The sequence below is a fragment of the Virgibacillus sp. LDC1 genome (assembly GCF_025792345.1).
GTDB lineage: Bacteria > Bacillota > Bacilli > Paenibacillales > Paenibacillaceae > Paenibacillus_AQ > Paenibacillus_AQ lautus.
In genome coordinates this window covers 11,921-38,697 of the sequence record NZ_JAOXLZ010000008.1, presented here as the reverse complement: position 1 = coordinate 38,697, position 26,777 = coordinate 11,921, and the positions used below count along the sequence as shown (strand labels likewise).

Genomic DNA, 26,777 nt, shown 5'->3' with positions numbered 1-26,777 from the left:
TCTATAGCAATAGATCAGAGGGTTATTATAGTATAATAGTAGGAAAAGGATTTCTATCGTATAATCCGTAACGTTAAGGGAGAGGGCAATGAGAATATTAATCGTAGATGACAATCCGACTAACGTCATTATTATTCGAGAAATCTTGAAAAAGGAAAATTATCAGAATACTCTATCTGCATCTTCAGCACTGGAAATGCTGGAACATCTGGGGATTGGCGATCGCAGCCGTGAGCTGCAGCCCCGGAGAGCGGATATCGATCTGATTCTGCTCGACATGATGATGCCTGAGATGGATGGAATAGAAGCTTGCCGTATTGTACAGCAATATGAGCATTTGAAAGATATACCGATCATTATGGTCACTGCCGTCGGGGATTCCAAGAAGCTGGCGGAAGCGCTCGATGCCGGAGCCGTCGATTATGTGACGAAGCCGATCAACAAGGTGGAGCTTATGGCGCGGATTCGCTTGGCGCTCCGTTTGAAGCATGAGAAAGACTGGCATATTGAGAGGGAACAGCGGGTCCAGGCTGAATTGAAGCTTGCGGCCATGGTTCAGAATGCCGTATTGAGCTCACCAATTGAAGATGATCAGCTTGAGATTCATGCGCTGTACCAGCCTTCGGCGGAGCTTGCGGGAGATTTGTATGCATGGTACCCGCTTGGCGATGGCCGTTATGGCGTGATTCTGCTGGATATGATGGGACACGGGATTACTTCGTCCTTATTTTGCATGTTCATCGCTTCGGTTCTGAAGGACACGGTGACGACTTATGTCGAACCGGAGAAGGTGGTTCAGGAATTGAACCGCAGGTTCAATCAGTTAAACCTCGGCGAACAGCTGATACAGTACTATTTTACAGCGATCTATCTTGTTGTAGACACCCGTTTGAAGCGGGTGGATTACGTCAACGCAGGGCATCCTCCGGCTCTCTTCTTTCAGGAAAGCGGGGATGTGATGACTTTGGATCAAGGCTGCTGCCCAGTTGGGTTATTCGACCGGATCGAAGACATGGAGCCAAGAAGCTTTCAATATGAAGGTGAAGGACATTTGGTCATGTATACGGATGGCCTACTCGAACTGGTAGAGGGTGGTCATGACGAGAAGCTGGATTATCTGAAGGAGCATTTGGGCGGCCCTCATCATTGGAGAGAAGATGAAATGAAGGAGCAATATTTTGTGGATGATCCATCGCAGGAGCGAGAGGACGATAAATGCCTGGTTTGGATATCTCTTAAAAAAGGAGAGGAAACCAATCAATGAAGCTTAGGAGCAAGTTAGTCATTGGTTTTACGACTTTGCTCGCGCTCATGCTGGTTCTGACCTTGATTGGTTATGACCGAATCAGTTATATGAACGACCAGATGGACCAGATCTATCAGGAGCGCTATCAAAAGGTACGAAACTCCAGCGCAATGCGCGGAGAAGTCAACGACATGGCACGAGAGCTTACGAATATGATATTGAGCAATGACCAGTCCACGTATGCTGTGTCCGAACAGGAACTGGAAGCGATGACAGCACGAGCTCAGTCGTATTTTAAAGCGATCCAGGAAAGTGCAAATACCGCAGAAGAGCAGCAATTGTTAGTCCGGATTGAGCGTGCGGTGAATCAATATATCGTTTATCAAAACAAGACACTGGAGCTGTTGGCGAAGAGCAACGCAACAGAGGCCAATTTGCTTCGCAATTCGACAGGACAATCTGTCCAGGAAGAGATGCTGACGAGTTTGAACGAGCTTAGCAGCTACGAGAACCAGAAGATCAATGATGATATAACAGCAGCGAAAGCGGCATATGACCGCTCTGTCCAAATGTTCATCTATATCATGGCTGGCGGATTGTTAATAGGGATGCTGGTCATTCTATGGATTCTTCCAAGCATTACCCGAGGCATCAACGTGGTCTCCATGATGTTGAAGAGCTTTGGAGAAGGCAGATTGAAGGCGATCCGTCGTATTAAAGTGACGTCCAAGGATGAGTTTGGCGATGTCGCTCGGGTATTTAAAGACCTGTCTGAAGACATTATCGAGAAGCAGCGCATCGAGGAAACCTATCTCCAGGCGCAGCGTGATCAGTCCTGGCTGAACTCGAACATGGCCAGAGTCACGGAGCTGCTGGAGGGGATCAATTCCCTGGAGGAAGTCGGTCAGCGGTTCATCAGCGAATTCACGCCGATTTTGGGTGCTCATTATGGAGCTATCTATATCCGTCAAGAAGACAAACATCCGAATAAGTTGGAGATGAAAGGTTCCTACGCCCATGAAGGCGGCGAAGAGCCGAAGATTTCCTTCATGATCGGGGAAGGGCTTGTAGGTCAAGTTGCGCTCGACAAGAAACCGATCGTACTGAAAAGCGCACCGGAGGATTACATGAAGGTGGAATCCGCATGGGGATCATCGAAGCCGGTATCCGTCATAATTTATCCGATTCTGTTTGAGAATGAAGTGATGGGTGTTATTGAGTTGGCAGCTTTTGAGGAAACAACATCACTACAGGAGCAGCTAATATCTCAGCTGAGCCAATCTCTTGGCATCATTCTGAACAATATTATTGGCCGTCTACGGGTGGAGCAGCTGCTGCGCGAATCGCAGGCCATGACCGAAGAACTTCAGGTTCAATCGGAAGAGCTGCAGACCCAGCAAGAAGAGCTTCGCCGCACCAACGAAAATCTGGAGGAGCAAACCAATGCCCTCAAGCGCTCCGAGGACTTGCTGCAGCGCCAGCAGGAAGAGTTGGAGCATTACAATACCGAGCTTGTTGCCAAGACGCGTGCGCTTGAGGAACAGGTGCAGGAAGTGGAAGAGAAGAACGATGAAATCGAGAAGGCAAGAATGCAGCTTGAGCAGCAAGCGAAGCAGCTGTCGATTACAACCAAATATAAGTCGGAGTTCATGGCCAATATGTCTCACGAGCTGCGAACTCCGCTAAACAGCCTGCTGATTTTATCACAGCTGTTGTCGGAGAATAAGGATGGAAATCTGAGCACCAAGCAGATTGAATATGCACAGACCATATATATGTCAGGCTCCGATCTGCTCAAAATGATTGATGAGATTCTCGATTTGTCTAAAGTGGATGCAGGGAAAATGGAGATTCATTATGAGGATGTTCAGCTTCCGGATATTGAAGCCTTCGTGGAGCAGAATTTTGCCGCCGTGGCATCACGCAAGCATATCGACCTCGGTGTGCACATTAGTGAAGATATTCCGCAGAGCATCGTTACGGACAGCCATCGCGTGAAACAAATTCTTCGTAATCTGTTATCGAATGCCTTCAAGTTTACCAATAGCGGCTCAGTCGAGCTGCATGTGGAGAAGGCCGACAAGGAGAAGCTTCCGCTTTACCTGAATGCCGAAGCGGATTATGTGGCCTTTGCTGTCAGAGATACCGGAATCGGTATCCCGGCTGATAAAACGGACCTGATCTTTGAAGCCTTCCAGCAGGTAGACGGCACAACCAGCCGTAAATACGGGGGAACCGGGCTTGGTTTATCCATCAGCCGCGAGCTTTCCCGTCTGCTGGGCGGGGGCATTCTGGTTGAATCGGAAGAGGGCAGGGGAAGCTGCTTCACGCTCTTCCTGCCAGCCAGTCGTCCGGATTTGGTAGAAGGTACACAGGAAGCTGCCGCAGCAATTGAGGCACCACCGGAGCGTAATCTGATCGTACCGAAGGCAAAGATGATTACGAAAGAGGCTCAGCCATCCGTACAGGTGGATGACGATCGCAACCAGCTCGGACCGACAGATAAAGTATTGCTTATTATTGAGGATGACGTGAAGTTTGCTAGAATCCTTCTGGATATGGCCAGAGGACGCGGCTTCAAGGCCTTGGTTGCATTGCAGGGGGATATCGGTCTGGAGATGGCCAAGTCGTACAAACCGGATGCCATCATCCTGGATATCCAGCTTCCGGTCATTGACGGCTGGTCTGTCATGGGCGAGCTGAAGAGCTCCGCGGTTACCCGCCACATTCCAGTGCATGTCATTTCGGTCGTGGATGAAGTGAAGCAAGGATTAATGATGGGAGCGATCGCTTACTTGAAGAAGCCGTCATCCAGAGAAGCGCTGGAGGACGCGTTTACGCATATCGAATCCTATGCGGAAAAATCGATGAAGCATCTTCTGATTGTCGAGGATGACGACATTCAGCGGAATTCCATTATTGAATTGATTGGTCATGACGATGTATCGATTACGGCGGCATCCACAGGCGCCGAAGCGCTCAGTGAGCTGCGTAAACAGCGCTATGATTGTATGGTGCTTGATCTGATGCTGACGGACATGACAGGCTTTGAGCTGCTAGATCAGATCCGCGATGACGAGAATCTGGTGGATCTGCCGATCATTATTTATACAGGCAAGGACTTGGATTCGAAGGAAGAGATGCAGCTTCGTAAATATGCGGAGTCGATCATCATCAAAGACGTGAAATCACCAGAGCGGCTTCTGGATGAAACGACGCTGTTCCTCCATCGGGTCGAGGCTGATTTGCCGGAAGATAAACGTAAAATCCTGCAGAAGCTGCACAACAAGGAAGAGCTGTTTGAAGGCAAGAAGATTCTGCTGGTGGACGATGATATCCGCAACGTGTTTGCTCTCTCCAGCGTGCTGGAGGGATACCATATGGAAGTTACCTTTGCCGAGAACGGCCGGGAAGCCATTGAGCTGCTTCAGGATAATCCCGATTTCGATCTGGTGTTAATGGATATGATGATGCCGGAGATGGACGGGTATGAGGCGATGCGACGTTTACGCGAAATGCCGGAATTCGAGAAACTGCCGATTATTGCCCTGACAGCCAAAGCCATGAAAGAGGATCGGGCGAAGTGTATTGAAGCGGGAGCTTCCGATTATATGAAGAAGCCGATACAAACGGAGCAACTTCTTTCGCTTATGAGGGTTTGGTTGTATTCGTAAGCCGCTTTTGTGGGTAAAGTACAAGTAGCAAATAAACACGGGGAAAGCGGTGCAAGCGTAATGTCATCTAGTGACCATATGGAATCAGAACAACTGTTGTTAACAGAGGAAAGCGAACGTGAGCTGGAACAGATCGAGATTGAGCTTCTTTTGGAAGGTATTCATCGATTCTATGGTTACGATTTTCGCAATTACGCTATTCCCTCATTAAGGCGGAGAATCTGGCACCATGTTCATGCCGAGGGCGTATCCACAATCTCAGCCCTTCAGGATAAAGTACTTCACGACCGTTCTTGTTTTGAACGTCTCATATATAATTTATCGATTCCGGTTACGGAAATGTTCAGGGATCCGAAGCTGTTCCTGACATTCAGGCAGTCGGTAGTTCCATTGCTTCGTACGTATCCTTATATACGGATTTGGCATGCCGGCTGTTCGACCGGAGAAGAAGTGTATTCCATGGCCATTTTGCTTCATGAAGAGGGATTGTATGAGAAATCCCGGATTTATGCGACAGACATGAATTCACGTTCTCTCCAGCAGGCCAAGGAAGGCGTATTCGACATCAAACGCATGAAGCAGTATACCAAGAATTATTTGGAGGCGGGCGGTACCCGCTCGTTCTCCGAATACTATACGGCGAAGTACAATTCGGTTATTTTCCAACCGTTTTTGAAGAAAAATATGATATTTGCCGAGCATAATTTGGCAACAGACCGTTCCTTTAACGAGTTTAATGTGATCTTTTGCCGGAATGTCATGATTTATTTTAATGACCAGCTGCGGGATCACGTACACGGATTATTTCACGAGAGTCTAAGCCATTTTGGTATTCTCGTACTGGGTTCTAAAGAGTCCATACACTTTACGAATTATAGTGAAGCTTATGAGACGCTGGACCGGGTGGAGAAAATATACCGGAAGATTAAATAGAAGTTTTGTAGGAGGATCTCATGGGGATTCACGAACCGATTCATATTCTGTTGGTAGATGACCGCCCTGAAAACTTACTTGCACTCGAAGCTGTTCTGGACAGCGAACAATACACACTTATTAAAGCTACTTCGGGAGAAGAGGCTCTGCGATATCTCTTGAAGTATGATTTTGCCGTGATTGTTCTCGATGTACAAATGCCCGGCATGGACGGTATCGAAACAGCGAGGCTGATCAAGGCGAGAGACAAGACAAAGGATATTCCGATCATATTCATTTCCGCGAACAGCAAGGACGCGGAGCATCTTTTTGCAGGATATTCCGCGGGGGCAATCGACTATATGGTTAAACCCTTTATCCCTCAAATCTTGAAATCCAAGATCGAGGGTTTTGTCGATATGTACCGGACCAATAACAGGTTGAAGATTCAATCCATGCAATTGCACCAGAAGACCCAGGAGCTTGAAAAAATTAATCAAGAACTTGTGCTGGCCAAGGAAGAAGCGGAGATTGCCGCCAAAGCCAAAACGGAATTTCTGGCGATGATGAGTCACGAGATCCGAACGCCGATGAATGGCGTCATCGGTATGATTGACTTGCTGATGGACAGCGATCTTCAGGATGAGCAGCGGGAATACGCAACGATTATCCGCAACAGCGCGGATGCTTTGGTTAACATCATTAATGACATTCTGGATTTCTCCAAGATGGAATCAGGCAAAATGGAGCTGGAGGAATATCCGTTTGATCTCAAGTCCTGCGTTCAGGAAGTGTTTGGTTTGTTCTCCGGAGAAGCCTCCAAGAAGAATCTGGAGCTTACGTATTACATTGAGGATCAAATTCCTGCGATCGTATTCGGTGACATGGGACGCCTTCGTCAAGTATTGGTGAATCTGGTATCCAATGCCGTGAAGTTTACGAATGAGGGCGGCGTGTATTTGGTTGTTTCGCTTACTCAAACAAAAGAGGACCGATTAACCCTTGAATTCACGGTGAAGGATACGGGAATTGGCATCTCATCCGAGAAAATCGATCGGTTGTTCAAGCCGTTCTCTCAGTTGGACTCCTCGATGACAAGGCGCTACGGCGGAACAGGACTTGGGCTTGCTATCTGTAAATCGCTCGTACAGATGATGGGCGGAGAGATCGCGGTTGACTCCAAGGAAGGCAAGGGAGCCACTTTCGTATTTACGATCTGCGTTCATACGCATGAGGAAGAGTATCACCGACTCCGGGTAGAGGAGCGTTCGGCAAAATATCGTGTGCATGGGGAGAGGCAGCCGAACATCCTGATTGTGGACGATCATCCGATTAATCGAAAACTGATGGACAGCATGCTGGAAAAGATGGGGATGAAGGCGGATATGGCGGAGGACGGCAGGCAGGCGGTTGAGATGGTTGCCGGTCCCAAAGTCTACGACATGATCTTCATGGATTTGCAGATGCCGATAATGGATGGTCTGGAGGCAGCGCGTCTGATCCGCCAGATGAAGCCGGATGCTGAGGCTCCCGTTCTGGTTGCGATGACGGCTAATGTAATGGACGGGATTCAGAAGCGCTGTTTTGACGCGGGCATGAATGAATATATCAGCAAGCCGGTCAAAATCAGCTGTGTGAAGCACCTGATATCCCGGTATGTACCGGTAGAACCGGAAGGATGGGATATCCCGCCAAGCCCTGTTCGCATCATCAACGGTTAGCTGCAGCAATCGTTTTCCATATATTAGCGTGTCCATAACCCTCTTTAACCTGTTTCAACAAGCTAGATAACGGGTTATGTAAAGGGAAAACAAATGATTGGGAGAGAGTGTCTATGAATACAAAAACGAATGATAAGTTCAATGCTAAGACCCAAATGAACGAGGGCGTATGCACGGTGTTTTTGAGCGGTGAACTTGATCTGTCCGTCGCTCCGGATTTTCGATTAGTGATGGAGCCTCTTGTCGGCAATTCCGAAGTAGACTTGATCGTCAACATGAAGGACATGACATATATTGATAGTACGGGTATTGGTATTCTTCTGTCGATACTGAAAGCCAGACATGGCATGGAAGCACGCTTTGCAGTCGAGGAAGTTCCGCCGCAAATTCAAAAGCTGTTCGATATGACGGGTATTGCGAAGTTCTTTCAGTCGTAAGAAGAATTCCCAATAGGAAAGGATCGAAAAGAATGAATTCAGATGTACAAAGAGTAACGCTTAATTTGCCTGCCAGTGCTGAATACGTGGATATTGTAAGACTGAATCTCTATGGAATAGCTTCCAAGATGGGCTTTTCCTATGAAGAGATCGAAGATATGAAGGTTGCGGTGTCGGAGGCCTGTAATAACTCGGTCTTGTATGCTTATAGTCAGGAAGGCGGCATGGTAGAGGTTTTATTTCAAGTGACCAGCGAGTCGCTATCCATTACGGTCAGAGACGAAGGGGAGAGTTTCGACAGTGTGGGAGCGGTTGGCAACCGTACACTTCATGATAAAGATCTCAGCGAGGTCCAAATCGGAGGACTAGGCTTCTACCTGATGGAGGCGCTTATGGATGAGGTAAGCGTGACAAACCAGGCTGGAAAGGGAACCGAGGTTACGCTGACAAAGCGTCTCGCAAGAAGCGAGGAGCCCGTATGAGTGATAAGGCGACTCCCCAAGAGTCCAGAGATGAAGCCGTTCATTTAATTGAACAGTATCAGCAAACGAAGGATAACGATATCGCGACGGTGCTGATTAAGAAATATGAACCGATGGTCAAAATGGCGGCAGGCAAGATTGCCCGAAATCGGCCCGACCTGTATGAGGATTTGTATCAGGTTGGCCAAATGGCATTAATTCGTCTTCTGCAGCAATATGACATCAGCCTGGGGATTCCGTTTGAACCCTATGCCATGAAGAGCATGATCGGGCATATGAAGAATTTCCTCCGCGATAAATCATGGTACATTCAAGTACCAAGACGAATCAAGGAAAAGGGTGCCTTGGTTCAGCAAGCGATTGATGAACTAATGGTGAAGCTGGAGAGATCTCCCGATGTGAATGAGATCGCATCCTACCTGGATCTTTCCGTTGAGGAAACGGTTGAAGTGTTAGCCGGACGTGAATGCTATCATTATGTATCATTGGATTCCCCTTTATCTCAGGAAGAAACCGGAGCGACGCTTGGAGAGCTGATCAGTTCGGATGTGAATGATTTTGATTCCGTTGAGAAGCGCATGGATCTTCAGCAGGCGATGAGTCAGTTGAAGGAGCAAGAGCAGAAGGTGCTATTGCTGGCATTTCAGGAGGGACAGTCCCAGAGAGCTATCGCGCAGAGGTTAGGCGTGTCGCAAATGAGTGTCTCACGTATCCAGAAGCGGGCAACGGAAAAACTGAAGCAGATCATGTCCAATTCTTCTTACTGATATGGACAAGCCTCGTAGAAACAGACGTATAGCAACATAAGGCACGCTTCCTCCATTACAGGAAAGCGTGCCTTTTTGGAACCTACGATTCGTATTTATAGAAGGGAGTGGCAAAGAAAACATGCTGGGGCCAGATGGGATGGAAGGTCAGGATATTTATACTTTTGCAGGGGGATGGAAGTGGTACGATGTTCGAACGGATAACTGGCAATCCTCCTGGATCGGCGAACTTCGGACGCGCTATCCTTATACAGCCGAATGGTTTGATCTAGCTTCGACGTTAAAGAAACGAAACTACTTATCCGTCCGATTCAAGGATGGGGTGGAGCCGGTCATTATGGGAACCATGCTTTATAAGGTCACGGATGATGCCGATCATTACAAGTCGGAACAGTTCTATTTCTATACGGACGATCAAGTGCTGATTACCATCAATTTGGATGACCATACCCGAAGCGTGATGGCTAAGTCCGAAAGAGCTTCCATGCTTCATCAATGCCAAAAGCCCGTCGACGGCATGTTTGTGCTGGCTCGGGCCATTCTGCATTATTACCATGCGGGAATGGATCAATTCGAGCATAACCTGCGTCTTGTCGAAAGTGATATGCGTACGCACAACCGGAGATCCTTAATGGATAGCATTCTGTCGTCCCGGTTTGAGTTGTTGGAGTGGAGCAATCTGTTTATTCCTTTTCAGGAACTGATTGCCGCAGCAAAGGAAGGATATCATGGCGAGCTGGATAGCAGCCGCTCGTTTCAACAGCTCCTGCATCGAGTGGAAAGAATGGAAAAGCTGATTCATCATTATGAGCGCGAAATCGATACGCTGGTATCGATAGACGATGCAATCTCTGCGTTCCGCGGTAATGAAATTATGAAGACACTGACGATTTTTACGGTCGTGCTCACACCGGCAACCGTGGTCGGAGCCATATGGGGGATGAACTTTGAAAATTTGCCCGCCATTAAGACGTTCTGGGGATTTACAGTAGTCATCGGCTTCACTTTGCTGTGGACCGGAGGCATGTACCTTTGGATGCGTGCGAAGGGATGGACGGGAGACCTGCTTCAAGTGAAGTCCAACAACAAAAATCTTTGAGGCACGAATATGCATGAATGGCAGCGAGAATGATCACAACGCCCGGTGACCTCTGTAGGCACCGGGCGTTTTCATGTATTGAAGACACGCTAGGATCTGGATTGATCAATATATCCTTGCAAATCGGAGATGAAATCCCCAATCATCGGAACGTTGACAAAGAAGCTGAGGATGTAACCCAGAAGACCCAGTACGAGAGCCGTACCAAGGGTTAAGCCCAACCCACGGGCTAGGCCGGCAGTGAGGTTGGCAATGATGCGTTTCTTGGGATTCATGTAATTATCGATCATGTCCTTCATTTCGGATTTCTCCAGCGTGGCCGCGATTTTGTCCAGTCGCGTGTTCAATTTCTTCACTTCGTGCCTTAGCTCAAAGGGATGGTCCTGGACATCATCCGCCTCTTTGGAGTGCCTTTCCTGCTTTGATTCGGATTGTACTCGTTGTTCCTCGTTTCGTGTCGAACGACTGCCGCTTCGGGTCGAGAAGCTGGAGCCGGTACGATATGGGTTTGCTTTACTCATGAGATATCCCCGCTTTCCAGGCAGATGCGCCGTTTCATTTCACTTAGGAATTACTACAATGTGTATAAGAAGACGTTCACGCTCTGGCACAAAAATAGCCAGCTGTGTCAGCTGGCTATTCGTGACTATACGAATTAATAATTCGTTGTCGATTTCATTTCACGGCTGACTTCGGAAGAAGTGTCCATCGCTTGATCCTTCACATCTTTGGAAGCACTCGAAACCTCGCTCGACACGTCAGCCGATGCTTCCTTGACGCTGGACATAATGCTCTGGCGGCCTTCATTCACGGTGGCCATGACATCGGAGGCTTTGCTGCCCACGGTTTTGGCCAGTTCAGAAGCTTTATCGCCTACCGTGTAAGCAACTTCCTTGGTTTTATCCGACACCATGCTCAGCTTCTCGGACAAATCCCCGCGAAGCTCGCGGCCTGGCTTTGGAGCGAACAACAGAGCTGCCGCCGCTCCGACCAAGGCGCCGATGAAAGCACCTTTGAAGAATGTCGAACCGCTTTGTACTGGATATTCTTGTTCTGTGTTATTCATAACTTTCACTCCTTTTAGTTAATATAAGAAAGAATATAAACACGAGAGTCAGGCTGTGCGTCTAAACAACTTGGCAACAAGACCGAGCAGGAATACAAAGATGGCTGTACCGATGATAGCGGGCACAATAGCAAATCCGCCTATGACAGGACCCCATGCTCCGAAGAGCCACGGTCCGAGCCATGCGCCTATGAAACCTGCGATCATGGAACCGATAATTCCGCCCGGCATTTCATGACCAACCAGCGCATCCCCGATAATCCCGATGATGATTGCCATCACGATGCTGATGATGATTCCCCACATACGATCGCCTCCTTTTCAGAGCAATGTGTTTCGAGTGGGCTTGCTTATCTCGTAATTAAACGTAAGGCCACACCATGAAACAGGACAGTGGAAAACGGGAGATAAATGAAATGTCCGTCCTGAATGGAACGAAGCCTGCTGTTATTTGCGGTTTTTTGTACTATACTGAATACAGATTTGCAATCATTCTCGGATGCGCGTGATGACGGGGAGATGCAAACATACAGGTTTTTCAGGGCTCAACGCGTAAGAGACGGTTAGAGAAGGAGTTAGACAACATGGATACTGTACTGGTGAAGGAATATCGGGCGGACATACTGGAGTGCGTCCACAATGGACATATATGTATTGTGAATGAGCAAGGAAACGTTGAGGCTTTTGCAGGAGATCCGGATTACGTCGCATTTACGCGTTCTTCGGCCAAGCCCCTACAGGCAATTCCCTCCATTCGAGGCGGGCTGGCCGACCATTATGGACTGACCGATGAGGAAATAGCGATCATGACCGCTTCGCATCGAGCCGAGCCGGCTCATGTAGAAGTATTGGAACGTTTTGCGCGCAAGGCGGACATCAGCGAAGCTTACATGGTTTGTGCATCCAGCTGGCCGCTGGACGAAGGAAGCAAAGAGGCTCTTCTGCGAGGGGGCGGCGATAAGAGTAAATGGTACCATAATTGCTCCGGCAAGCATTATGGGATGCTGGCCTACTGCCAGATGGCAGGGTATTCGCTGACGGGATACGATCAGCCGGAACATCCGCTGCAGCAGGAGATCCTTCGGACGGTTGCCTATTTGGCGGGATTGGCTCCTGGCGATGTCAAATTGGGAACCGACGGTTGCGGACTGCCGGTATTTGCCATGCCGCTCCGCGCTCTGGCAACAGCCTATATGAAGCTCGCTTCCCCGGACCTCATAGAGGATGGGCCGACGCAGAAGGCAGTCATCCGAATCACGAAGGCCATGCATGCTGCTCCTTATATGGTAGCGGGTAAACACAAAGTGGATACCCTTCTCCTGGAGGATCATAATATTGTGGCCAAGGGCGGCTTCAAGGGCGTGTACTGTTTTGGTCTTAAGAAGGAGCGGCTCGGCATTTCTTTTAAAATTTCAGATGGCTCCGAAGAGGAGTGGGGCTGGATCACGGAGTCCATATTGGAGCAAATCGGCTATAGCAACAAACCGACCATCGAGCGTCTGAAAGCCGCATACCCTAAGGATTTATACAATGATGAAGGTCTTCAAGTAGGCAGGGTAGAAACCGGATTTAAGCTGCTCCGCGCTTAAGGACGACTGATTAGACCGGAAACCGCCGGGGTATTGAATAGTAAAAACGGCGGAGGTGACCGGCCATGATTAAGATCATGACGGCAGCGGAAAGACATACTACCCATGAAGACGGTATTCATAGTGAATTCAGCTTTTCTTTTGGTGATTATACAGATCCGCATAACGAGCATTTTGGAAGCCTGCTGGCGCATAATGAATATGTGCTCCAACCGATGGAGGGATTTGATCGAAGGTTTCATCATGACTTGGTGATTGTTCATTTGGTGCTGGAAGGCACGTTAACGTATGAAGATGATACAGGGAAGTTATTGGAGCTTGTACCCGGTTCGATTCATGTCGTGAATACAGGCTCCGGCGTGTATCATGCCGAGAGGAATGCCTCCTCTTCAGAAGACGTACGCTATCTGGAAATGTGGTTTCTCCCTGCGGAACCGGGCCTTGAGACGATACATCACCAAAGCAATTTTACAAAGGAACAGCAATTGAACCAGATGCTTCCGATCATCGGGTCAGGTAATGGTGAATCAAGCTTGCATCCATCGCTGGATGTTGTGATGTACAGCAGCATACTCGAGACGGGACAAGAACTGACGTACAGCCTGGCCGGGAACCGGAGAATGCATGTGTACGTCATAAGCGGTCATGTCGAAATATCATCGGAAGACGGCGTATTCGATATGAAAGCGGGTGACGCGGCAAGGATCCAGCGTCGTCATGAGCTGACATTCCGGGGGAACTCAAGTGAGGGGAACTCGGAAGTGGTGATGATCGATATGCCGTAGAGAAGGACAGAAAGCCCCCGGAACTTCGCTTAGATTAGCGAAGTTCCGGGGGCTTTGCTATAAAAAGGGTTCTTCTTTTAGATATTCAAGGTTCTCGGGTAACGATGATTTACTGGTTCCCGCGAAGCTGCCCGAGCTCCGATACAACAGCTTCCACTTCCGATATACTCAGGTTTTGTTTATTCATGACCATATCGTACAAATCATAAATATCATCATATTGGTTAACCGAGAAGGCGGAGGCTTGCATAGCAGCTCCTGTAGCCATCCGAAGCTTGTTTTTAATCTGTTCAATCATATACTCGACATTGGCTTGGGATTTTTCACTCAAATCCATGGATTAACACCATCCTCTCATAGGGGGATTTACGATTTTCATCCCTGTATTGTAACATGTTACCGTGCGGCTCGACCAATGTTTTTGCCATCGGAGACAGAGATAGGTTAAAATCAGGAAAAAAAGGTTTTTCAGGCTGCGGGAGCAAGGCTTCAAGCGATGAGATCAAGGAGGGCCGTCATGAGCGAACAAGCCGGCAAGACGCCAGGCGTACATGCTGTAAAAGCTAAAATGTCGGGGCATGAGCTGACGGATTTTTTTCGGACGATTTCGCAGCGGCATGAGCTGGACAGCATCGTATTTTTATGTATTGGCACCGACCGTTCCACGGGAGATGCACTCGGACCGCTGACAGGAAGCCGGCTCATAGAATACGGTTTTCCGCATGTAATCGGGACGCTGCCTGAACCGTGCGACGCTTTTAATCTTGAGGCAAGGCTTCAAGGTATACCTGAGGATAAGGCGATAATTGCTATTGATGCATGCCTGGGGCAATCCTCGTCAGTCGGATATTTCTTTACATGCGAGGGTCCGCTGACGCCTGCCCAGTCCGTCGGCGGGAGGCTTCCGGCAGTGGGAGATTACAGCGTGGCAGCGGTTGTGAACGTCCATGGACCGAAGCCGTATTGGACTCTCCAAGTGACGTCCCTGTACCAAGTCATGGGGATGGCGGAGCAGATAGCGCAGCAAGCCGCTATAGCCTTTGGCCTTAGGCCGTAAGACACGGCGTTTCAGCCGGGGGTGTTTTTGTTTAATAATAGATCATTCTTTATAAAATAATGGGTGTCTATCACGTGGCATCCGCTGAATAGAAAGAAGGGTATCGCTATGGAAAAAGTACAATGCAACGGCAGCACGATTTGTTATGTTGATCAGGGACAAGGTGAGCCAATCATTCTGCTTCATGGTTTCTGCGGAAGCTCTGCCTACTGGGAACAGGTACTGCCATTTCTTCAAGGCTTCAGAGTCATTGTACCGGATCTCCGTGGTCACGGGCGGTCTGATGCACCGATGGGATCGTATACCATTGAACAGATGGCAGACGATGTACTGCTATTGATGGATGAGCTCGATATTCCGAAGGCAGCCTTATTCGGTCATTCCCTCGGAGGATATATCACGCTCTCCTTCGTCCAGCGTTACGCTTCTCGTTTGAACGCCTTCGGCCTGATTCATTCCACAGGCTACCCGGATTCGGACGAAGCGAAGGAGAAGCGGGTGAAGGCGGTCAGCACCATCCAAGGGGAAGGCATTACCGCTTTTGTTGACGGATTGGTGCCTGGCTTATTCGCGCCGGATACGAAGGAGAGCAAGCCGGAATGTATTCAGCGGGCAAAGGAGATAGGCTATCTAACGCCACCTCAGGGAGCAATCGGAGCGGCGCTGGCGATGCGTGAGCGTCCGGACCGACGCGATGTGCTCTCGGCGTCCACGCTGCCTACCCTGCTGGTAGCAGGGGAGAAGGACGGATTGATTCCGGCAGAGCGTACCTTTACGACAGACCATGACAACGTGACCCAAATCGTAATCGAGGGCGCAGGGCATATGAGTATGATGGAGACGCCGGAGAAGCTGGGGGAAGTCATCACATCTTTCATGGGACGGCTTGAGCATGAATAAACGCATGAAGATCTTTCAATAGTTTATAATGAACGGATATCCTTGAACGGGATATCCGTTTATTTATTATTGTGCCTAGGCACTACTCTCCGTCGTTGCTTGGCCGGCCGATAGAGCCAAGAAATGGGAGGGAAGGGCCGGATACTGGAATTCTGGCCCCGAATAGCCTACAATTTAATCGTGATCCGGCTTGGGTTTTGACCCAACATGATTGCACTGCAAAGGTGACTCGCTGAAGCTGCCCGGCATTCATCCAGGTCCTTAGCAGCAGGACTCACCGGAAAGTAAAGAGCAGGTCATCAATACGCTGCATTCGGCATGGATGCAGGTTGGGGGCGAGGGTATGTTTCGCAGGGATTATCTCGTGCGGTTGATTGAGGATATGACACAGATGATTGCCAAGGTGTTTTCACTGAAGCAGGAGCGCAAGCACACAGAAGCCTTATGGGAGCTCGATGAGCTGTTCAAACGGCAGTTCCGGTTGAATTCAGAGCTGCTTCGCTCATTGTCCGCTGCCGACATTGAACAGCTATTTCGCAGTCATGGTTATCTGGAAGCGGACAAGCTGCAGAGTGCAGCAAGACTTATGGAAGAAGAAGCATCGCTGCTGCTTGAGATGGAGCGTGAAGAAGAGGCCGTTATGCTCTACACCAAGGTTTTACAATTATATTTGAAGTCGGCCCTGCAGGGGGCGGATCCGAAACTGATCGGGTTAACGGAACGGATCGGCATGGTTAAAGAGCGATTAAGGGCATACGCATTGCCAGAGACGGCGATGCGGGATTACTATGCGTATACGGAGCAGCAAGGGATGTACGCGGAAGCGGAGAACACCCTCTACCAACTGCTGGATAACGGCAAGATGGAATATACCGAAGCCGTACAGTTCTATCAAAGATTGCAGCTGAAGCTGCCCGAGGATTTGGCGAAGGGCGGTCTTCCGCTGGAGGAAGTCCACGAAGGAATGGATGAACTTAACCGTCGTTTTCCGCATGCGGTGAATGGCGACAAGTCGTTTACCTAAGCGGGATTAACCGGTCTATAACATAAAGAAAGCGAGATGTACCCTTTGGATGCATTAAGAAAATTGATTCATAACATCATGGAAGAAGGATCGTTAATCACGGCTACGCTAAGCCAGCTTCGCAAGCGGGAAGGCATGACGTACAGCAAAGTAACGGTTAAACCTGTAGAGCTCAAGAACAAGCTGCACTACCAGTTCGCGTATTATTCCGGAACCAAAGTCACCCATCAGAACGTGCCGGCGGATGAGGCCGAGGCGGTGCTGGTTGACATGTTCGAGAATGTATTCCGGCAAGCGATGATGTATACGCCGGAAGCGGATTATCAGGTGCTGATCTCGAAGAAATACAAGGTTTCGATTCTGACCAAATCCGCCTCCAAGACCAAGACGGATTTGTCCCATAACCGGAAAAAGACGTATATCCTTGAAGAGGGGGAGCCCGTTCCGTTTCTGGTGGAACTCGGCATCATGAGTGAGGACGGCAAAGTATTTGCTCGCCGGTACGATAAGTTCAAACAGATCAACCGGTTTTTGGAGATGGTTGAGGATGTGCTTCCCCACCTGCCGGAGGACCGTCCGCTGACCATCGTTGATTTTGGCTGCGGCAAATCCTATCTGACCTTCGCTTTATATCACTATTTGGCGGTAACCGCGCGCAGAAAGCTGAATATTGTCGGATTGGATCTCAAGGCAGATGTCATCGAACACTGCAGTATGCTGGCGAAAAAACTGAACTACACCCAATTGCAGTTTCTTGTTGGTGACATTGCGGAATATGACGAACTGGAGCAGGTGGATATGGTGGTCACGCTGCATGCATGCGATACGGCAACAGACGCTGCGCTGGAAAAAGCGGTCCGTTGGGGGGCCTCGGTTATTCTGTCGGTGCCTTGCTGCCAGCATGAGCTGTTCTCCCAAGTCCAAAGCCCTGTTATGGAGCCGCTGCTGTCCCACGGTATTCTGAAAGAACGATTCTCGGCGCTTGCCACGGACGCCATTCGAGCCAAGCTCCTCGATCTGATGGGCTACAAGACGCAGCTGCTGGAGTTTATTGATATGGAACATACCCCGAAGAATATATTGATCCGGGCGGTTAGCGGTTCTGCCGGAGATCGGGATAAGCTGTGGCAGGAATATACCGCGTTCCGTGATTTTTTAAGCGCCTCGCCATATCTTGAACGGGCGTGCAAGGACTTGCTGCCGGATAAATAAATGGAATCGCGTTGAACCGGATTGGCGATGAACGTGCGAGCGCGCACTTTCATCGCTTTTTTAGTTAACAGAAAGCATAAACTATGAAGCTGGGCCTTCCGGATATTGCCAGACAATTACTATCTAAACGCGGTTTTTCTTCTGAGAATGTTCGTCGAGAGACGTTTTTTCTATATCTGTATTCGAAGTTTGCCCTAGAGATCAGGCCGCCTTATTGCGCACTAGAAAGATCACCGCCGATCACCAACGCCGCATCGAGAATAACGAAGTATGTCCTTGTCCACAATGGCTAATAGATGGTTTGGCTGCGAAAGACGAATGCCGTGTAAGGAACAGCCGGGGATAAATGGTTATGCATTGGAACGGGGGCGTTGGTTCATGGCATGGAAGACCCTGCATCGTCATTGCGGGATGTTGCTGATGGTACTTGTCTTTGTGGCAGGTATCCGGAGCGGGATGTTTTTTGATGGAGATATCTATGGGGTCGGGGCAGGTTTCGGTGTGCTTCTGCTGCTGATGATGGGAGCCAAATGGAATGGTGCCGTCCAAAGCCGGAAGATACATGGCGTTGGCGTGCTGTCGGGCGCGGCTCCTGCGGATAGAGGATTACGGGTGCTTCTCGGTTGTATCTGCGGAATGATTCTCATTTATGTGCTTCATGGGATAGGGATAGGGATGGGAATAGGGCGCGCTCTCACTCTGGAAGGCACGATGAAGGAGATTATCTTGTGGGGGACCTACGGCTCCTTTGCAGCCGTCGCCTGGCGCATATGCCGTACAAGTGATGGCCTGCTTATGATGCAGGCGGGTTGGCATCTGATGGGCGCTGTGCTGTGTGGCAGCGCTTTGCTTGCCGTATATGGGCTTTTGCAGCTGCCGTATGGGATCTATCATACGGCGGATGCGGACATCAGTGCGACCGGCGCGAGGCTTGGCGGCCTGCTTCAGTACCCGAACACGTTCGGGGCCGTGATGGCCGCATTCCTGCTGGAGCGGCTGTTCGCGCTACCGTCCGTCCTGCGGACCCGGACGGGCCCGCTCCGCGCAGCGGCTGCCCTGCTGCCGCTGCTGCCCTACACCGCCGCGCTGCTCCTGACGGAGTCGCGCGGCGCTTGGCTCGCGGCCGCACTCGCGTGCGCGGCCGGCTTCGCCAAGGAGCGGCGTGCCTTCACGCCGCTCCTGGTGGCGGCCGCCGCGCCAATGGCGAGCGCGGCGCTGCTGTACCGCCAGCTGGCGGAGGCCAAGCTGGCTCCGGCGGTACTGCCCGGCCTGCTATGGCTGGCCGGGCTTTGGGCCGGCGGCGTCCTCGCCGGCCTGCTGCTGTGCCGCTGGCGGCACAGCGGGGGCCCGTTGCGGCGGGTTGCCGCGCCAGGGGCCCTGGGGGCTGCGGCGCTGCTGGCTGCGGCAGCCGGAGCGGTGATCCTGCATCAGGTGCAGGATCGGACCCTGGGCGGCGCGGCTACGCTGAGCGCGCGCCGCCTCATGTACAGCGACGCGTGGCAGCTTGCCCGGTCGTCGCTGTGGCTGGGACGTGGCGGGGAGACGTGGCGGCAATCCTACCTTGCCATTCAGTCCCAGCCCTACGTAGGTGCCGAGGTGCACAGCGGATATATGGATATCCTGCTGAATACGGGAGTGATCGGGCTGCTGCTTGTCCTTGTTCTGGTTAGCTCTATGGCTGCGGGGCTCATTGCTGTGGGCTCCCGACTCATGCCCGCTGCCCTCGTACTGATCGGACACGCGGCCGTGGACTTTGACTGGAGCTTTGGGCTGTTATGGCTGCTACTGTTGTGGCTTACGGTAATGGGCTTCGCTGTGGCCTCATCTGGTCCGGAAGTGCAGGATGGACCTAACGCGGCACAAAGACGCAAACCCTTCAAAATAGGGACGAAGCTGCTAGCCGTTTATGGAGGGAACCGGGGATATCGGCCGTTATTATCGCTGCCACTGCTCAGGGTTACGGCGATCGTTCTGCTTGGGGGCTGGTTTCTTCTCGCTGCTGCGCTGGGCATCAGCGAGGTCAAAGAGCGATGGGCCGCCTCGGAACCGTCCGGACCGCAGATAGCGCTTCTCCAATCCTCGTTAAAGTGGAACCCCGCCAACACGGAGGCGGCACTGAACCTGGCGGATTGGCTTTCCCCCAGTCAGCGAATCCCGCTGCTGAAGCGAAGTTTGGTGTATGCACCGAATCACCCGGGGCTAAGCTGGAAGCTGGCAGAGGCTTACTCGCTAAGAGGCGAATCGGAAGAGGCGGCAGCCTGGTATATAGCGGCCATCGATCGGGATCGGTTCAATGAGGTCAAACAAACCCGAGCCGTGCTGAAACTGGCCGCCCTTGCAGATTGGCACCGGACGGCAGGGGATCCCGCCAGATCGGTTAAGGCGGCCCGGGCCGGTATGGATATCCTGATGCGCTATCGTGCCCTTGCGGTCGATTTTCGTGAGATGGATGATCATCGAAATGACCGGGAATTCGATCTGTCTTTGCTTGCAGCGCGGCAGGCCAACCGTTTGGAAAAAATACTGAATGGGGGAACACGGAAGCATGCCGCAAGGCAGCCCATGAAAGCAGATATCCCCGCCCAGCGCTAACGCGAATCGTGCTTGTATCGTAACCCAGAGCGGCTTACCGCGTGCCTGCGCGTGTTTCAGGATGTGGTTGTTTCAATCGTTGCGGAGTCCACGCTCTGACGACACGCGGCGGTTCGTTTGTCCATACGAACGGTGATGGAAGCACCGAGCTGTCGTTTGATTGCTGCTTATGCCATCGAAGTTTTTGCTTACTGTCCATTCCACAGCAGAGAACGGAACAAGGAAGAGCAGCGTTATCCGCCGAAAGCATCCCGGAAGGCCGAGGCCAACTGACGTTCCGGAACCTGCCACAGCTCGGCCAGTTCGCCGCAGACGTCCTTTTCCCACCAGTCGCACAAAAGTTTCTTGTTGCTGTAGTTTTCGTGGATCCAGATCAAATTGCCGATAACCTTCCGGTAATACAATTCTTCACCTTGCTTCAAGGTTTCCGGAGGAAGGTACAGTTTGAGGCGTTTGGTCGTACGGTACAATTCTTTGCTGCAGGCCCGCCGTATCCCCCGCGGGGAGGGGGGCTTGCTGCCCGGTTGTTTGGCATGGGGAGAATGCATGCGTAACTCACTCCTTTGCTCCACCATATGTCCCGAAACCGGCGAAAGTCACAGCGCCGCCCGTAATTGGGCGCAGTAGAAGGCATGTCCCGGCCTGTGTTAGAATAGGCTAGTATAAGAAATCAACGCAGGAAGAAAGCGGGGGACAAGCGTGGAATTCTTTTACGAGGCCGTAGGCCGACTGTTTGAATGGATCCAGCAGCTGGGCTATTTCGGAATCATGCTCGGATTAATGGTGGAGGTCATCCCAAGCGAGATCGTACTTGCCTATGGCGGTTATCTGGTTTCCATGGGTGAGGTTCATTTTATCGGAGCCATGATTTTTGGTACCGTTGGCGGTGTGCTCGCACAATTGTTTATTTATTGGATCGGCCGTTACGGAGGCAGGCCCTTCCTGGAGAAGTACGGGAAGTACATACTGATTAAGAAGAAGCACATCGATTACGCCGAGGAATGGTTCGGAAAGTACGGTACCGGCGTTATTTTTACGGCACGGTTTGTACCGGTGGTACGGCATGCGATTTCCATCCCGGCCGGCATATCCAAGATGCATGTGGGAAGGTTTACGCTGCTGACCACCCTTGCGGTTATTCCATGGACGGCATTATTCTTATACCTCGGATTGCTTCTGGGTGATCAATGGGAGCATATCGACGAGAAGGCAGGGCCGTACGTGCAGGAAATTCTGCTGGGCGCATTGGCCGTCATGATTCTTTATTTTTTGATAAAATGGATAAAATCATCGAAGGCGAGGTCGAAATAACGAATGAGTATGAATATGGCAAATCATTTGGGGACAGGCATATCTCCACAGCAATTTATGGACGGCATGCAGAAGAACCAGGAGACGTTCAAGGCAGGGTATGAACAGTTTGTCTGGGGGAATGAAGAGGATAAGGAGTTCTTCGAAAGCCTGAATTTCCGGGATGACCTGCGGGTCCTCATTCTGGCAGCGGACTGGTGCGGTGATGTTGCACGCAATATACCTGTCGTTTTTCGTGCGATGGAGACTGCGGGGATTGAGACGGAAGTGCTGATTATGGAAGAGAATCTGGACGTCATGGATCAGTTCCTGACCATGGGCGCCCGTTCCATTCCGGTTGTTATCATTTCGGATACCGGAGGACATGTTCTCGGTACATGGGGGCCGCGTCCGGCGCATGTTCAGAAGTTTATGATTGAGTTTAAACAGAACAATCCGGATCGTGAAGCATCGGACTATCAGGACAACCTTGCCGCCACACGACAAAGCATTATTCAAGCCTACGGGGAAGGGTATGAGTTCCACGCTGCCATCATTAAGGAATTGCGTGAACTTATGTCAGGGTTCTAATCATGACACTTCATATTGAGACCTTTAATTTAGGGCCGCTTCAGACGAATGCGTATTTACTGACAGGGCCTGTAGAAGGCAAAGCAGTCATTATCGATCCCGGCATGAACCCGGGGCCGCTGCTGAAGCGAATAGCCGATTTGGAGATTGAAGCGATCCTGTTGACCCATGCGCATTTTGATCATATGGGGGGTGTCGAGGAAATCCGCAAGCTGAAGGGCTGTCCCGTTTACCTGCACACCTTGGAGAGTGAATGGCTGTCCAGTCCGAAGCTTAACGGATCGATGATGTGGCCACAGGTAACGGAACCGCTGTCTACCGGGCCGGCTGAGTACGATTTGGCGGATGGTCTTGAGCTGCAGCTGATTGGACATACCTTCAGCGTCTTTCATACACCGGGCCATTCACCGGGAAGTGTGAGCTTCAAGTGTGGACATGATCTGTTTTCCGGCGATGTGCTGTTCCGTCTAGGCGTTGGGCGAACGGACCTTCCTGGAGGTCGTGAACGTGATTTGATTGATTCCATTCAAAATACGCTGTATACCTTCCCTGATGAGGTCGTTGTGTACTCCGGCCATGGACCTCGGACAACCATAGGCTATGAAAAACAGCGGAATCCTTACGTCCCTGCCAGCCGATAAGATAGCTTCCGACATAAATCGGGAATATTTGTCTGGACAAACATAGACAACATTGATACAATACGGTTAATTAAATGTTACCCTTGCGAAGCACGCAGACTGTGGAATTCATCCCGGTTTGCGTTCTTTTATTTTATGGGGAGTTTTTTTGGCATGGACGTGATGAGGGGGAAGCGCCAGTGAGGAAAGATCATCTATCGCTGTTGAACGGGAGTGTTACAAGGAGCGAAGCGATTGATCGACAACCGGAGTTCCACCGGCAGACCCAGACCGAAATATCTTCTGTTGTCTGGGACAGGCTGGTGAAGGATGAAGGGATAGCGCAGCAGCCATGGCATCATCGGCTGCAGGTTATACGATTTAATCAATAGATCGACATACGAACATGACACCCTCATCATGAACTGAATGTGTTTTTTCTATTGGAGAGGGCAGCCGGTTTTTTGCCGGCTGCTTTTTTTTGAGTTTTTTAACAAATAAATACCGATGAATTTCTTCCGAACCTATTTGGATGATATAAAAGATATCATTCCGTACACGATAAAAATAAATATCTGTTTGAACGATTGGCTGTTGTTAATCGTATTACGGGTGGAATGCGAAAGAAGGTGATGATTTTTTCATGATCCCAGATGAAGAGGGCTTGATACAACAAGCGAAATTAGGAGATGCGGCGGCTATGGCGCTGCTGTTCAAGCAGCATTATTCCTTTCTTTATAAATATTTGCTAAAAGTGACGATGGACCCGATGGTTGCAGAGGATACTGCACAGGATACCATTGTTCGATGCATGGAGAATATGACCCGCTACAACGGGACTTCGTCCTTCTCCTCCTGGATGATTACCATTGCTACCCGGTTGTTCATCGATAGTACCCGGCGCAAGAAGCGGGAGAAGAAATGGCTGGAGCAGGAAGCGGTTCAGTCGGCAAGGCGGATGCGCTGGCAGATGGAGCGGCGGGGAGAAGAGTGGACGGATATGCTGAATGGATTATCCCGCTTATCTGAGGATCACCGGATTGCCATCCTGCTTAAGCATTATTACGGCTATAGCTATGATGAAATCGGAACGATGCTCGGTATTCCCGAAGGAACGGTGAAATCACGAACAGCCTACGGTATCAAACAGCTGCGAAAGGAGATGGGTGACGATGGTCAAAGGACCTGAGCATGAGGACGAAATATGGATTGAAGGATTTACCAAAGAAATGGAGCGGGTGGATCAATTGTTTGAGGATGCGCCATCCCCATCCCTGGAAGGATTGCATACGCTGGCCGTTCATACCTTGGAGCGGAAGCGGCGACGGATGAAATATGAATTGCTGCTTTTTCTTCTGATTTCACTCTTTATCGTTGGTGGCGGATTGATGGCTGCCTTGGCGGCGCCGAAGATCCTGCTGTTTATTCACGGGTTCGGCATGGTTGCCGGGATTTCCGTTCTTGTATTTTCCAAGAGTCTGAGATCTGCCGGAAAGAAGGGGATCTGATGAATGAAGTTAACGAGAGCCCGCTGGGAGTGATCATCCTTGCCGTTGTGCTTGTGCTGATTCAAGGGACATGGCTTTTCTTGGATGCGAGGAAGCGGGGGCTTGGCAAAATGGCTTGGTTCTGGGGGATATGGGGGTCTACGACAATGCCAATGCCGCTGCTCTTTTACTGGATATTCGTCATCCACAAAGATGACCGCAAGTCTTAAGTTTCTTCATTATATACGGAAGATGGGGGATTATTATGGAAATTAACTGGGGATTGATCTGGCCGATTCTTGCACTGCAAGCCATTCTCGCGGTAACGGGGCTGATATCTTTGTTTCGTGCAGAGCCAGCAAGCATACGTGGGCCGAGATGGATGTGGGTGTTGATTATACTGCTGGGTAACCTTCTTGGCAGCGTTGCTTATTTCGTTGCGGGGAGGCGAGAAGCTTGACGGAAAAACTTTTAAGCATTCATGAATTGACGAAAAGCATAGGAAGCATCACGCCGGTTAAGGGCATTTCATTTGAATTGCAGCGAGGGAGCTGTACTGCCCTGCTTGGTCCTAATGGTGCCGGCAAAACAACTACACTGCGGATGCTGGCCGGATTAATACCTCCAACCCGGGGTGAGATCCGATATGGATCAGCCGATACGCAAACGAATGGCTGGCGTCACCGGATCGGTTACTTGCCTCAGTACCCGAAGTTTTACAGCTGGATGTCGGGCATGGAGTACTTGTCTTTCAGCGCCAAGCTGTCGGGATTATCCGGACGAGAGGCTACTAAGCGAAGTCGGGAAGTCATCGAAATGGTTGGCCTGCAGCAGGCGGCCAAACGCCGAATATCCGGTTACTCCGGCGGAATGAAGCAGCGGCTTGGCATTGCTCAGGCGCTTGTGCATAAGCCTGAGCTGATCATGCTGGACGAGCCGGTATCGGCGCTTGATCCGATCGGACGTCGTGAGGTTATGGACCTTTTGGGTCGCTTGCGCGGGGAAGTCACCGTTCTGTTCTCAACCCATGTGCTTCACGATGCGGAGGAAATCTGCGATGACATGGTACTGATGGTAGACGGGGAAATTGCGGAGAAAGGCGCGCTTAACGAACTTCGCACGAAATATCGCCAGCCGGTTCTATCCATTGAGGTGGAACCGGGGGAGCGGGAGGTTGCTTGGCTCGACAGTCTTGCGAACCGTCCTTATGTGCATGAGATCGAGCTCGGCAAACGCGGCGCCAAGCTGATGGTGACGGATATGGATGTTGCGCGGGCTGCTTTAATCAAGGAGCTTGCCGATGACGAAATCGAGCTGCTTCGTTTTGAAGCAGGCACGTCTTCGCTCGAGGATATGTTTATGAAGGTGGTGGGCTCATGAAGTCGTTCTGGATTTATTATCAAAAAGAAATGCTCGAGGCAAGCCGGACCTATAAATGGATTTGGGTTCCTGCAGTCTTCCTGCTTCTTGGCATTATGCAGCCGGTCTCCACCTATTATTTGCCGGATATTCTGACCATGGCCGGGGAATTGCCCCCGGAAGCGGCGGCATTATTTACCGTCCCGTCCGCCGAGAATGTTATGGCATCAACCTTGAGCCAATTCAGCACCATCGGCCTGCTGGTGCTTGTGCTGGCGGGAATGAACACGGTAGCCGGGGAGCGGGCAACCGGCACGGCTGAGCTTGTTCTCGCCCGTTCGGTATCCACGATTCCCATGATGTCTGCTAAATGGGCCGCCTTGATGACGTTGCTGGTCGTTTCTTTTGCGATTGGACTTGGCGGTGCTGCCTATTACACGTATCAGCTCATCGGTCCTTTGGAATGGGGATCGGTTACCAGCGGCGGGGGCCTATATGCTGTATGGCTGGCCTGGATCGTAACGCTTGTGCTGCCGCTCGGTGCCGTCCTTCGCGGACCGGCTGCGGCCTTCATCAGCTTGGCAGTTGCCGGCTTACTTTCGCTCTTATCCGGTTTGCTGCCCTCCCGCGTTCTATGGAGTCCGGGCCGTTTAAGCAGCATGGCCGCTGAGCGAATTCTTGGCGCAGGGAGCAGCGCGTGGTCACCGATACTCGTTGCCATGCTGATTATGGCGGTATCAATTATCGTTGCCGCGAGGCTGCTTAGAAGGAGTCCGCTGTCCCCGCAATCCTAGTTTTCATGGGAGATTCAGGTTTTATCTGAATCACATGGACATCTCTATCTTTTTTTAGTAGACTATGAAGACA

30 protein-coding genes are annotated in these 26,777 nt (G+C 50.6%); 25 read left to right on the top strand and 5 right to left on the bottom strand.

Translation table 11 applies throughout. The annotated features are described in order from the left end of the window. Positions 1-88: 88 nt before the first annotated feature. From OHJ21_RS30970 to OHJ21_RS30935, 8 genes are all read left to right on the top strand, one after another. Positions 89-1,264 carry a PP2C family protein-serine/threonine phosphatase gene (locus tag OHJ21_RS30970; RefSeq protein ID WP_100541493.1) on the top strand — a complete coding sequence of 392 codons (1,176 nt, stop codon included), beginning with the start codon at positions 89-91 and terminating at the stop codon, positions 1,262-1,264. Beyond that, on the top strand, positions 1,261-4,920 hold the full coding sequence (locus tag OHJ21_RS30965) for a response regulator (protein WP_100541494.1): 3,660 nt from the start codon (positions 1,261-1,263) through the stop codon (positions 4,918-4,920). Before OHJ21_RS30970 ends, OHJ21_RS30965 begins: the two co-directional genes overlap by 4 nt. Positions 4,921-4,998: 78 nt before the next feature. Then, positions 4,999-5,853, top strand: a complete 855-nt coding sequence (locus OHJ21_RS30960) for a CheR family methyltransferase (protein ID WP_394059587.1) — start codon at positions 4,999-5,001, stop codon at positions 5,851-5,853. A gap of 20 nt (positions 5,854-5,873) precedes the next feature. After that, the gene (locus tag OHJ21_RS30955) at positions 5,874-7,553 is read left to right on the top strand and encodes a response regulator (protein ID WP_100541496.1); all 1,680 of its coding nucleotides are present in this window, start codon (positions 5,874-5,876) and stop codon (positions 7,551-7,553) included. Between the two features lie 113 nt (positions 7,554-7,666). Further along, entirely contained in the window at positions 7,667-7,990 is a 324-nt protein-coding gene (locus tag OHJ21_RS30950) for an STAS domain-containing protein (protein ID WP_009594079.1), read from the top strand. Positions 7,991-8,022: 32 nt separating this feature from the next. After that, the gene (gene rsbW / locus OHJ21_RS30945) at positions 8,023-8,472 is read left to right on the top strand and encodes an anti-sigma B factor RsbW (protein ID WP_100541497.1); all 450 of its coding nucleotides are present in this window, start codon (positions 8,023-8,025) and stop codon (positions 8,470-8,472) included. Further along, complete coding sequence (locus OHJ21_RS30940; RefSeq protein WP_009594120.1) at positions 8,469-9,239, top strand: sigma-70 family RNA polymerase sigma factor; 771 nt, start codon at positions 8,469-8,471, stop codon at positions 9,237-9,239. The genes rsbW and OHJ21_RS30940 overlap by 4 nt, the downstream gene beginning before the upstream one ends. Before the next feature lie 121 nt (positions 9,240-9,360). Next, positions 9,361-10,338, top strand: a complete 978-nt coding sequence (locus OHJ21_RS30935; protein WP_100541498.1) for a magnesium transporter CorA family protein — start codon at positions 9,361-9,363, stop codon at positions 10,336-10,338. 89 nt (positions 10,339-10,427) lie between these two features. On the opposite strand, the gene OHJ21_RS30930 is transcribed toward OHJ21_RS30935, so the two are convergent. The 3 genes from OHJ21_RS30930 to OHJ21_RS30920 form a co-directional block, all read right to left on the bottom strand. Beyond that, positions 10,428-10,859, bottom strand: coding sequence for a DUF5665 domain-containing protein (locus OHJ21_RS30930; protein WP_486022149.1), 432 nt, complete (start codon positions 10,857-10,859; stop codon positions 10,428-10,430). Between the two features lie 134 nt (positions 10,860-10,993). Next, positions 10,994-11,404: a YtxH domain-containing protein gene (locus OHJ21_RS30925; protein WP_100541500.1), complete on the bottom strand. Its 411-nt coding sequence runs from the start codon at positions 11,402-11,404 to the stop codon at positions 10,994-10,996. A 48-nt stretch (positions 11,405-11,452) separates the two neighbouring features. After that, positions 11,453-11,710, bottom strand: a complete 258-nt coding sequence (locus OHJ21_RS30920; protein WP_015737475.1) for a GlsB/YeaQ/YmgE family stress response membrane protein — start codon at positions 11,708-11,710, stop codon at positions 11,453-11,455. 278 nt (positions 11,711-11,988) lie between these two features. Between OHJ21_RS30920 and OHJ21_RS30915 the strand changes: the two genes are divergently transcribed. Both OHJ21_RS30915 and OHJ21_RS30910 read left to right on the top strand, forming a co-directional pair. Next, positions 11,989-12,993 (top strand): asparaginase, encoded by a 1,005-nt coding sequence (locus OHJ21_RS30915; RefSeq protein ID WP_100541501.1) that lies wholly within the window; start codon positions 11,989-11,991, stop codon positions 12,991-12,993. A 65-nt stretch (positions 12,994-13,058) separates the two neighbouring features. After that, entirely contained in the window at positions 13,059-13,778 is a 720-nt protein-coding gene (locus tag OHJ21_RS30910; RefSeq protein WP_100541502.1) for a pirin family protein, read from the top strand. A 109-nt stretch (positions 13,779-13,887) separates the two neighbouring features. On the opposite strand, the gene OHJ21_RS30905 is transcribed toward OHJ21_RS30910, so the two are convergent. Further along, the gene (locus tag OHJ21_RS30905; RefSeq protein WP_100541503.1) at positions 13,888-14,115 is read right to left on the bottom strand and encodes a DUF1128 domain-containing protein; all 228 of its coding nucleotides are present in this window, start codon (positions 14,113-14,115) and stop codon (positions 13,888-13,890) included. A gap of 180 nt (positions 14,116-14,295) precedes the next feature. Here OHJ21_RS30905 and yyaC point away from each other — a divergent pair, with 180 nt between their 5' ends. The 5 genes from yyaC (at position 14,296) to OHJ21_RS30880 (ending at position 20,563) form a co-directional block, all read left to right on the top strand. Beyond that, positions 14,296-14,835, top strand: coding sequence for a spore protease YyaC (yyaC, locus tag OHJ21_RS30900; RefSeq protein ID WP_100541504.1), 540 nt, complete (start codon positions 14,296-14,298; stop codon positions 14,833-14,835). 108 nt (positions 14,836-14,943) lie between these two features. Then, the gene (locus tag OHJ21_RS30895) at positions 14,944-15,735 is read left to right on the top strand and encodes an alpha/beta fold hydrolase (protein WP_326115676.1); all 792 of its coding nucleotides are present in this window, start codon (positions 14,944-14,946) and stop codon (positions 15,733-15,735) included. 343 nt (positions 15,736-16,078) lie between these two features. Then, the gene (locus OHJ21_RS30890) at positions 16,079-16,759 is read left to right on the top strand and encodes a DUF6483 family protein (protein ID WP_100541506.1); all 681 of its coding nucleotides are present in this window, start codon (positions 16,079-16,081) and stop codon (positions 16,757-16,759) included. A gap of 36 nt (positions 16,760-16,795) precedes the next feature. Then, the gene (locus tag OHJ21_RS30885; RefSeq protein WP_100541507.1) at positions 16,796-17,971 is read left to right on the top strand and encodes a class I SAM-dependent methyltransferase; all 1,176 of its coding nucleotides are present in this window, start codon (positions 16,796-16,798) and stop codon (positions 17,969-17,971) included. Between the two features lie 378 nt (positions 17,972-18,349). Further along, entirely contained in the window at positions 18,350-20,563 is a 2,214-nt protein-coding gene (locus OHJ21_RS30880) for an O-antigen ligase family protein (RefSeq protein WP_486022146.1), read from the top strand. 233 nt (positions 20,564-20,796) lie between these two features. Here the strand turns inward: OHJ21_RS30880 and OHJ21_RS30875 are convergent, their stop codons facing one another. Beyond that, a complete protein-coding gene (locus tag OHJ21_RS30875) occupies positions 20,797-21,111 on the bottom strand; it encodes a hypothetical protein (protein ID WP_326116231.1) in 315 nt (104 codons plus the stop codon). A gap of 151 nt (positions 21,112-21,262) precedes the next feature. On the opposite strand from OHJ21_RS30875, the gene uptA reads away from it, so the two are divergent. From uptA to OHJ21_RS30825, 10 genes are all read left to right on the top strand, one after another. After that, positions 21,263-21,874, top strand: a complete 612-nt coding sequence (gene uptA, locus OHJ21_RS30870; RefSeq protein ID WP_100541509.1) for an undecaprenyl phosphate transporter UptA — start codon at positions 21,263-21,265, stop codon at positions 21,872-21,874. A 3-nt stretch (positions 21,875-21,877) separates the two neighbouring features. Then, a complete protein-coding gene (locus tag OHJ21_RS30865; RefSeq protein ID WP_100541510.1) occupies positions 21,878-22,444 on the top strand; it encodes a thioredoxin family protein in 567 nt (188 codons plus the stop codon). 2 nt (positions 22,445-22,446) lie between these two features. After that, positions 22,447-23,085, top strand: a complete 639-nt coding sequence (locus OHJ21_RS30860; RefSeq protein ID WP_100541511.1) for an MBL fold metallo-hydrolase — start codon at positions 22,447-22,449, stop codon at positions 23,083-23,085. Positions 23,086-23,264: 179 nt separating this feature from the next. Continuing rightward, positions 23,265-23,456, top strand: a complete 192-nt coding sequence (locus OHJ21_RS30855; RefSeq protein ID WP_100541512.1) for a hypothetical protein — start codon at positions 23,265-23,267, stop codon at positions 23,454-23,456. A 251-nt stretch (positions 23,457-23,707) separates the two neighbouring features. After that, entirely contained in the window at positions 23,708-24,253 is a 546-nt protein-coding gene (gene sigY, locus OHJ21_RS30850) for an RNA polymerase sigma factor SigY (RefSeq protein WP_326118174.1), read from the top strand. Next, positions 24,237-24,572, top strand: coding sequence for a YxlC family protein (locus OHJ21_RS30845; RefSeq protein ID WP_071219593.1), 336 nt, complete (start codon positions 24,237-24,239; stop codon positions 24,570-24,572). Before sigY ends, OHJ21_RS30845 begins: the two co-directional genes overlap by 17 nt. Beyond that, entirely contained in the window at positions 24,572-24,781 is a 210-nt protein-coding gene (locus OHJ21_RS30840) for a hypothetical protein (protein WP_071219592.1), read from the top strand. The genes OHJ21_RS30845 and OHJ21_RS30840 overlap by 1 nt, the downstream gene beginning before the upstream one ends. 35 nt (positions 24,782-24,816) lie before the next feature. Further along, on the top strand, positions 24,817-25,011 hold the full coding sequence (locus OHJ21_RS30835) for a PLDc N-terminal domain-containing protein (RefSeq protein WP_100541514.1): 195 nt from the start codon (positions 24,817-24,819) through the stop codon (positions 25,009-25,011). Next, positions 25,008-25,931: an ABC transporter ATP-binding protein gene (locus OHJ21_RS30830; RefSeq protein ID WP_326116228.1), complete on the top strand. Its 924-nt coding sequence runs from the start codon at positions 25,008-25,010 to the stop codon at positions 25,929-25,931. Before OHJ21_RS30835 ends, OHJ21_RS30830 begins: the two co-directional genes overlap by 4 nt. Continuing rightward, positions 25,928-26,704, top strand: coding sequence for an ABC transporter permease (locus OHJ21_RS30825; RefSeq protein ID WP_100541516.1), 777 nt, complete (start codon positions 25,928-25,930; stop codon positions 26,702-26,704). Before OHJ21_RS30830 ends, OHJ21_RS30825 begins: the two co-directional genes overlap by 4 nt. The last annotated feature ends 73 nt before the right edge of the window (positions 26,705-26,777 follow it).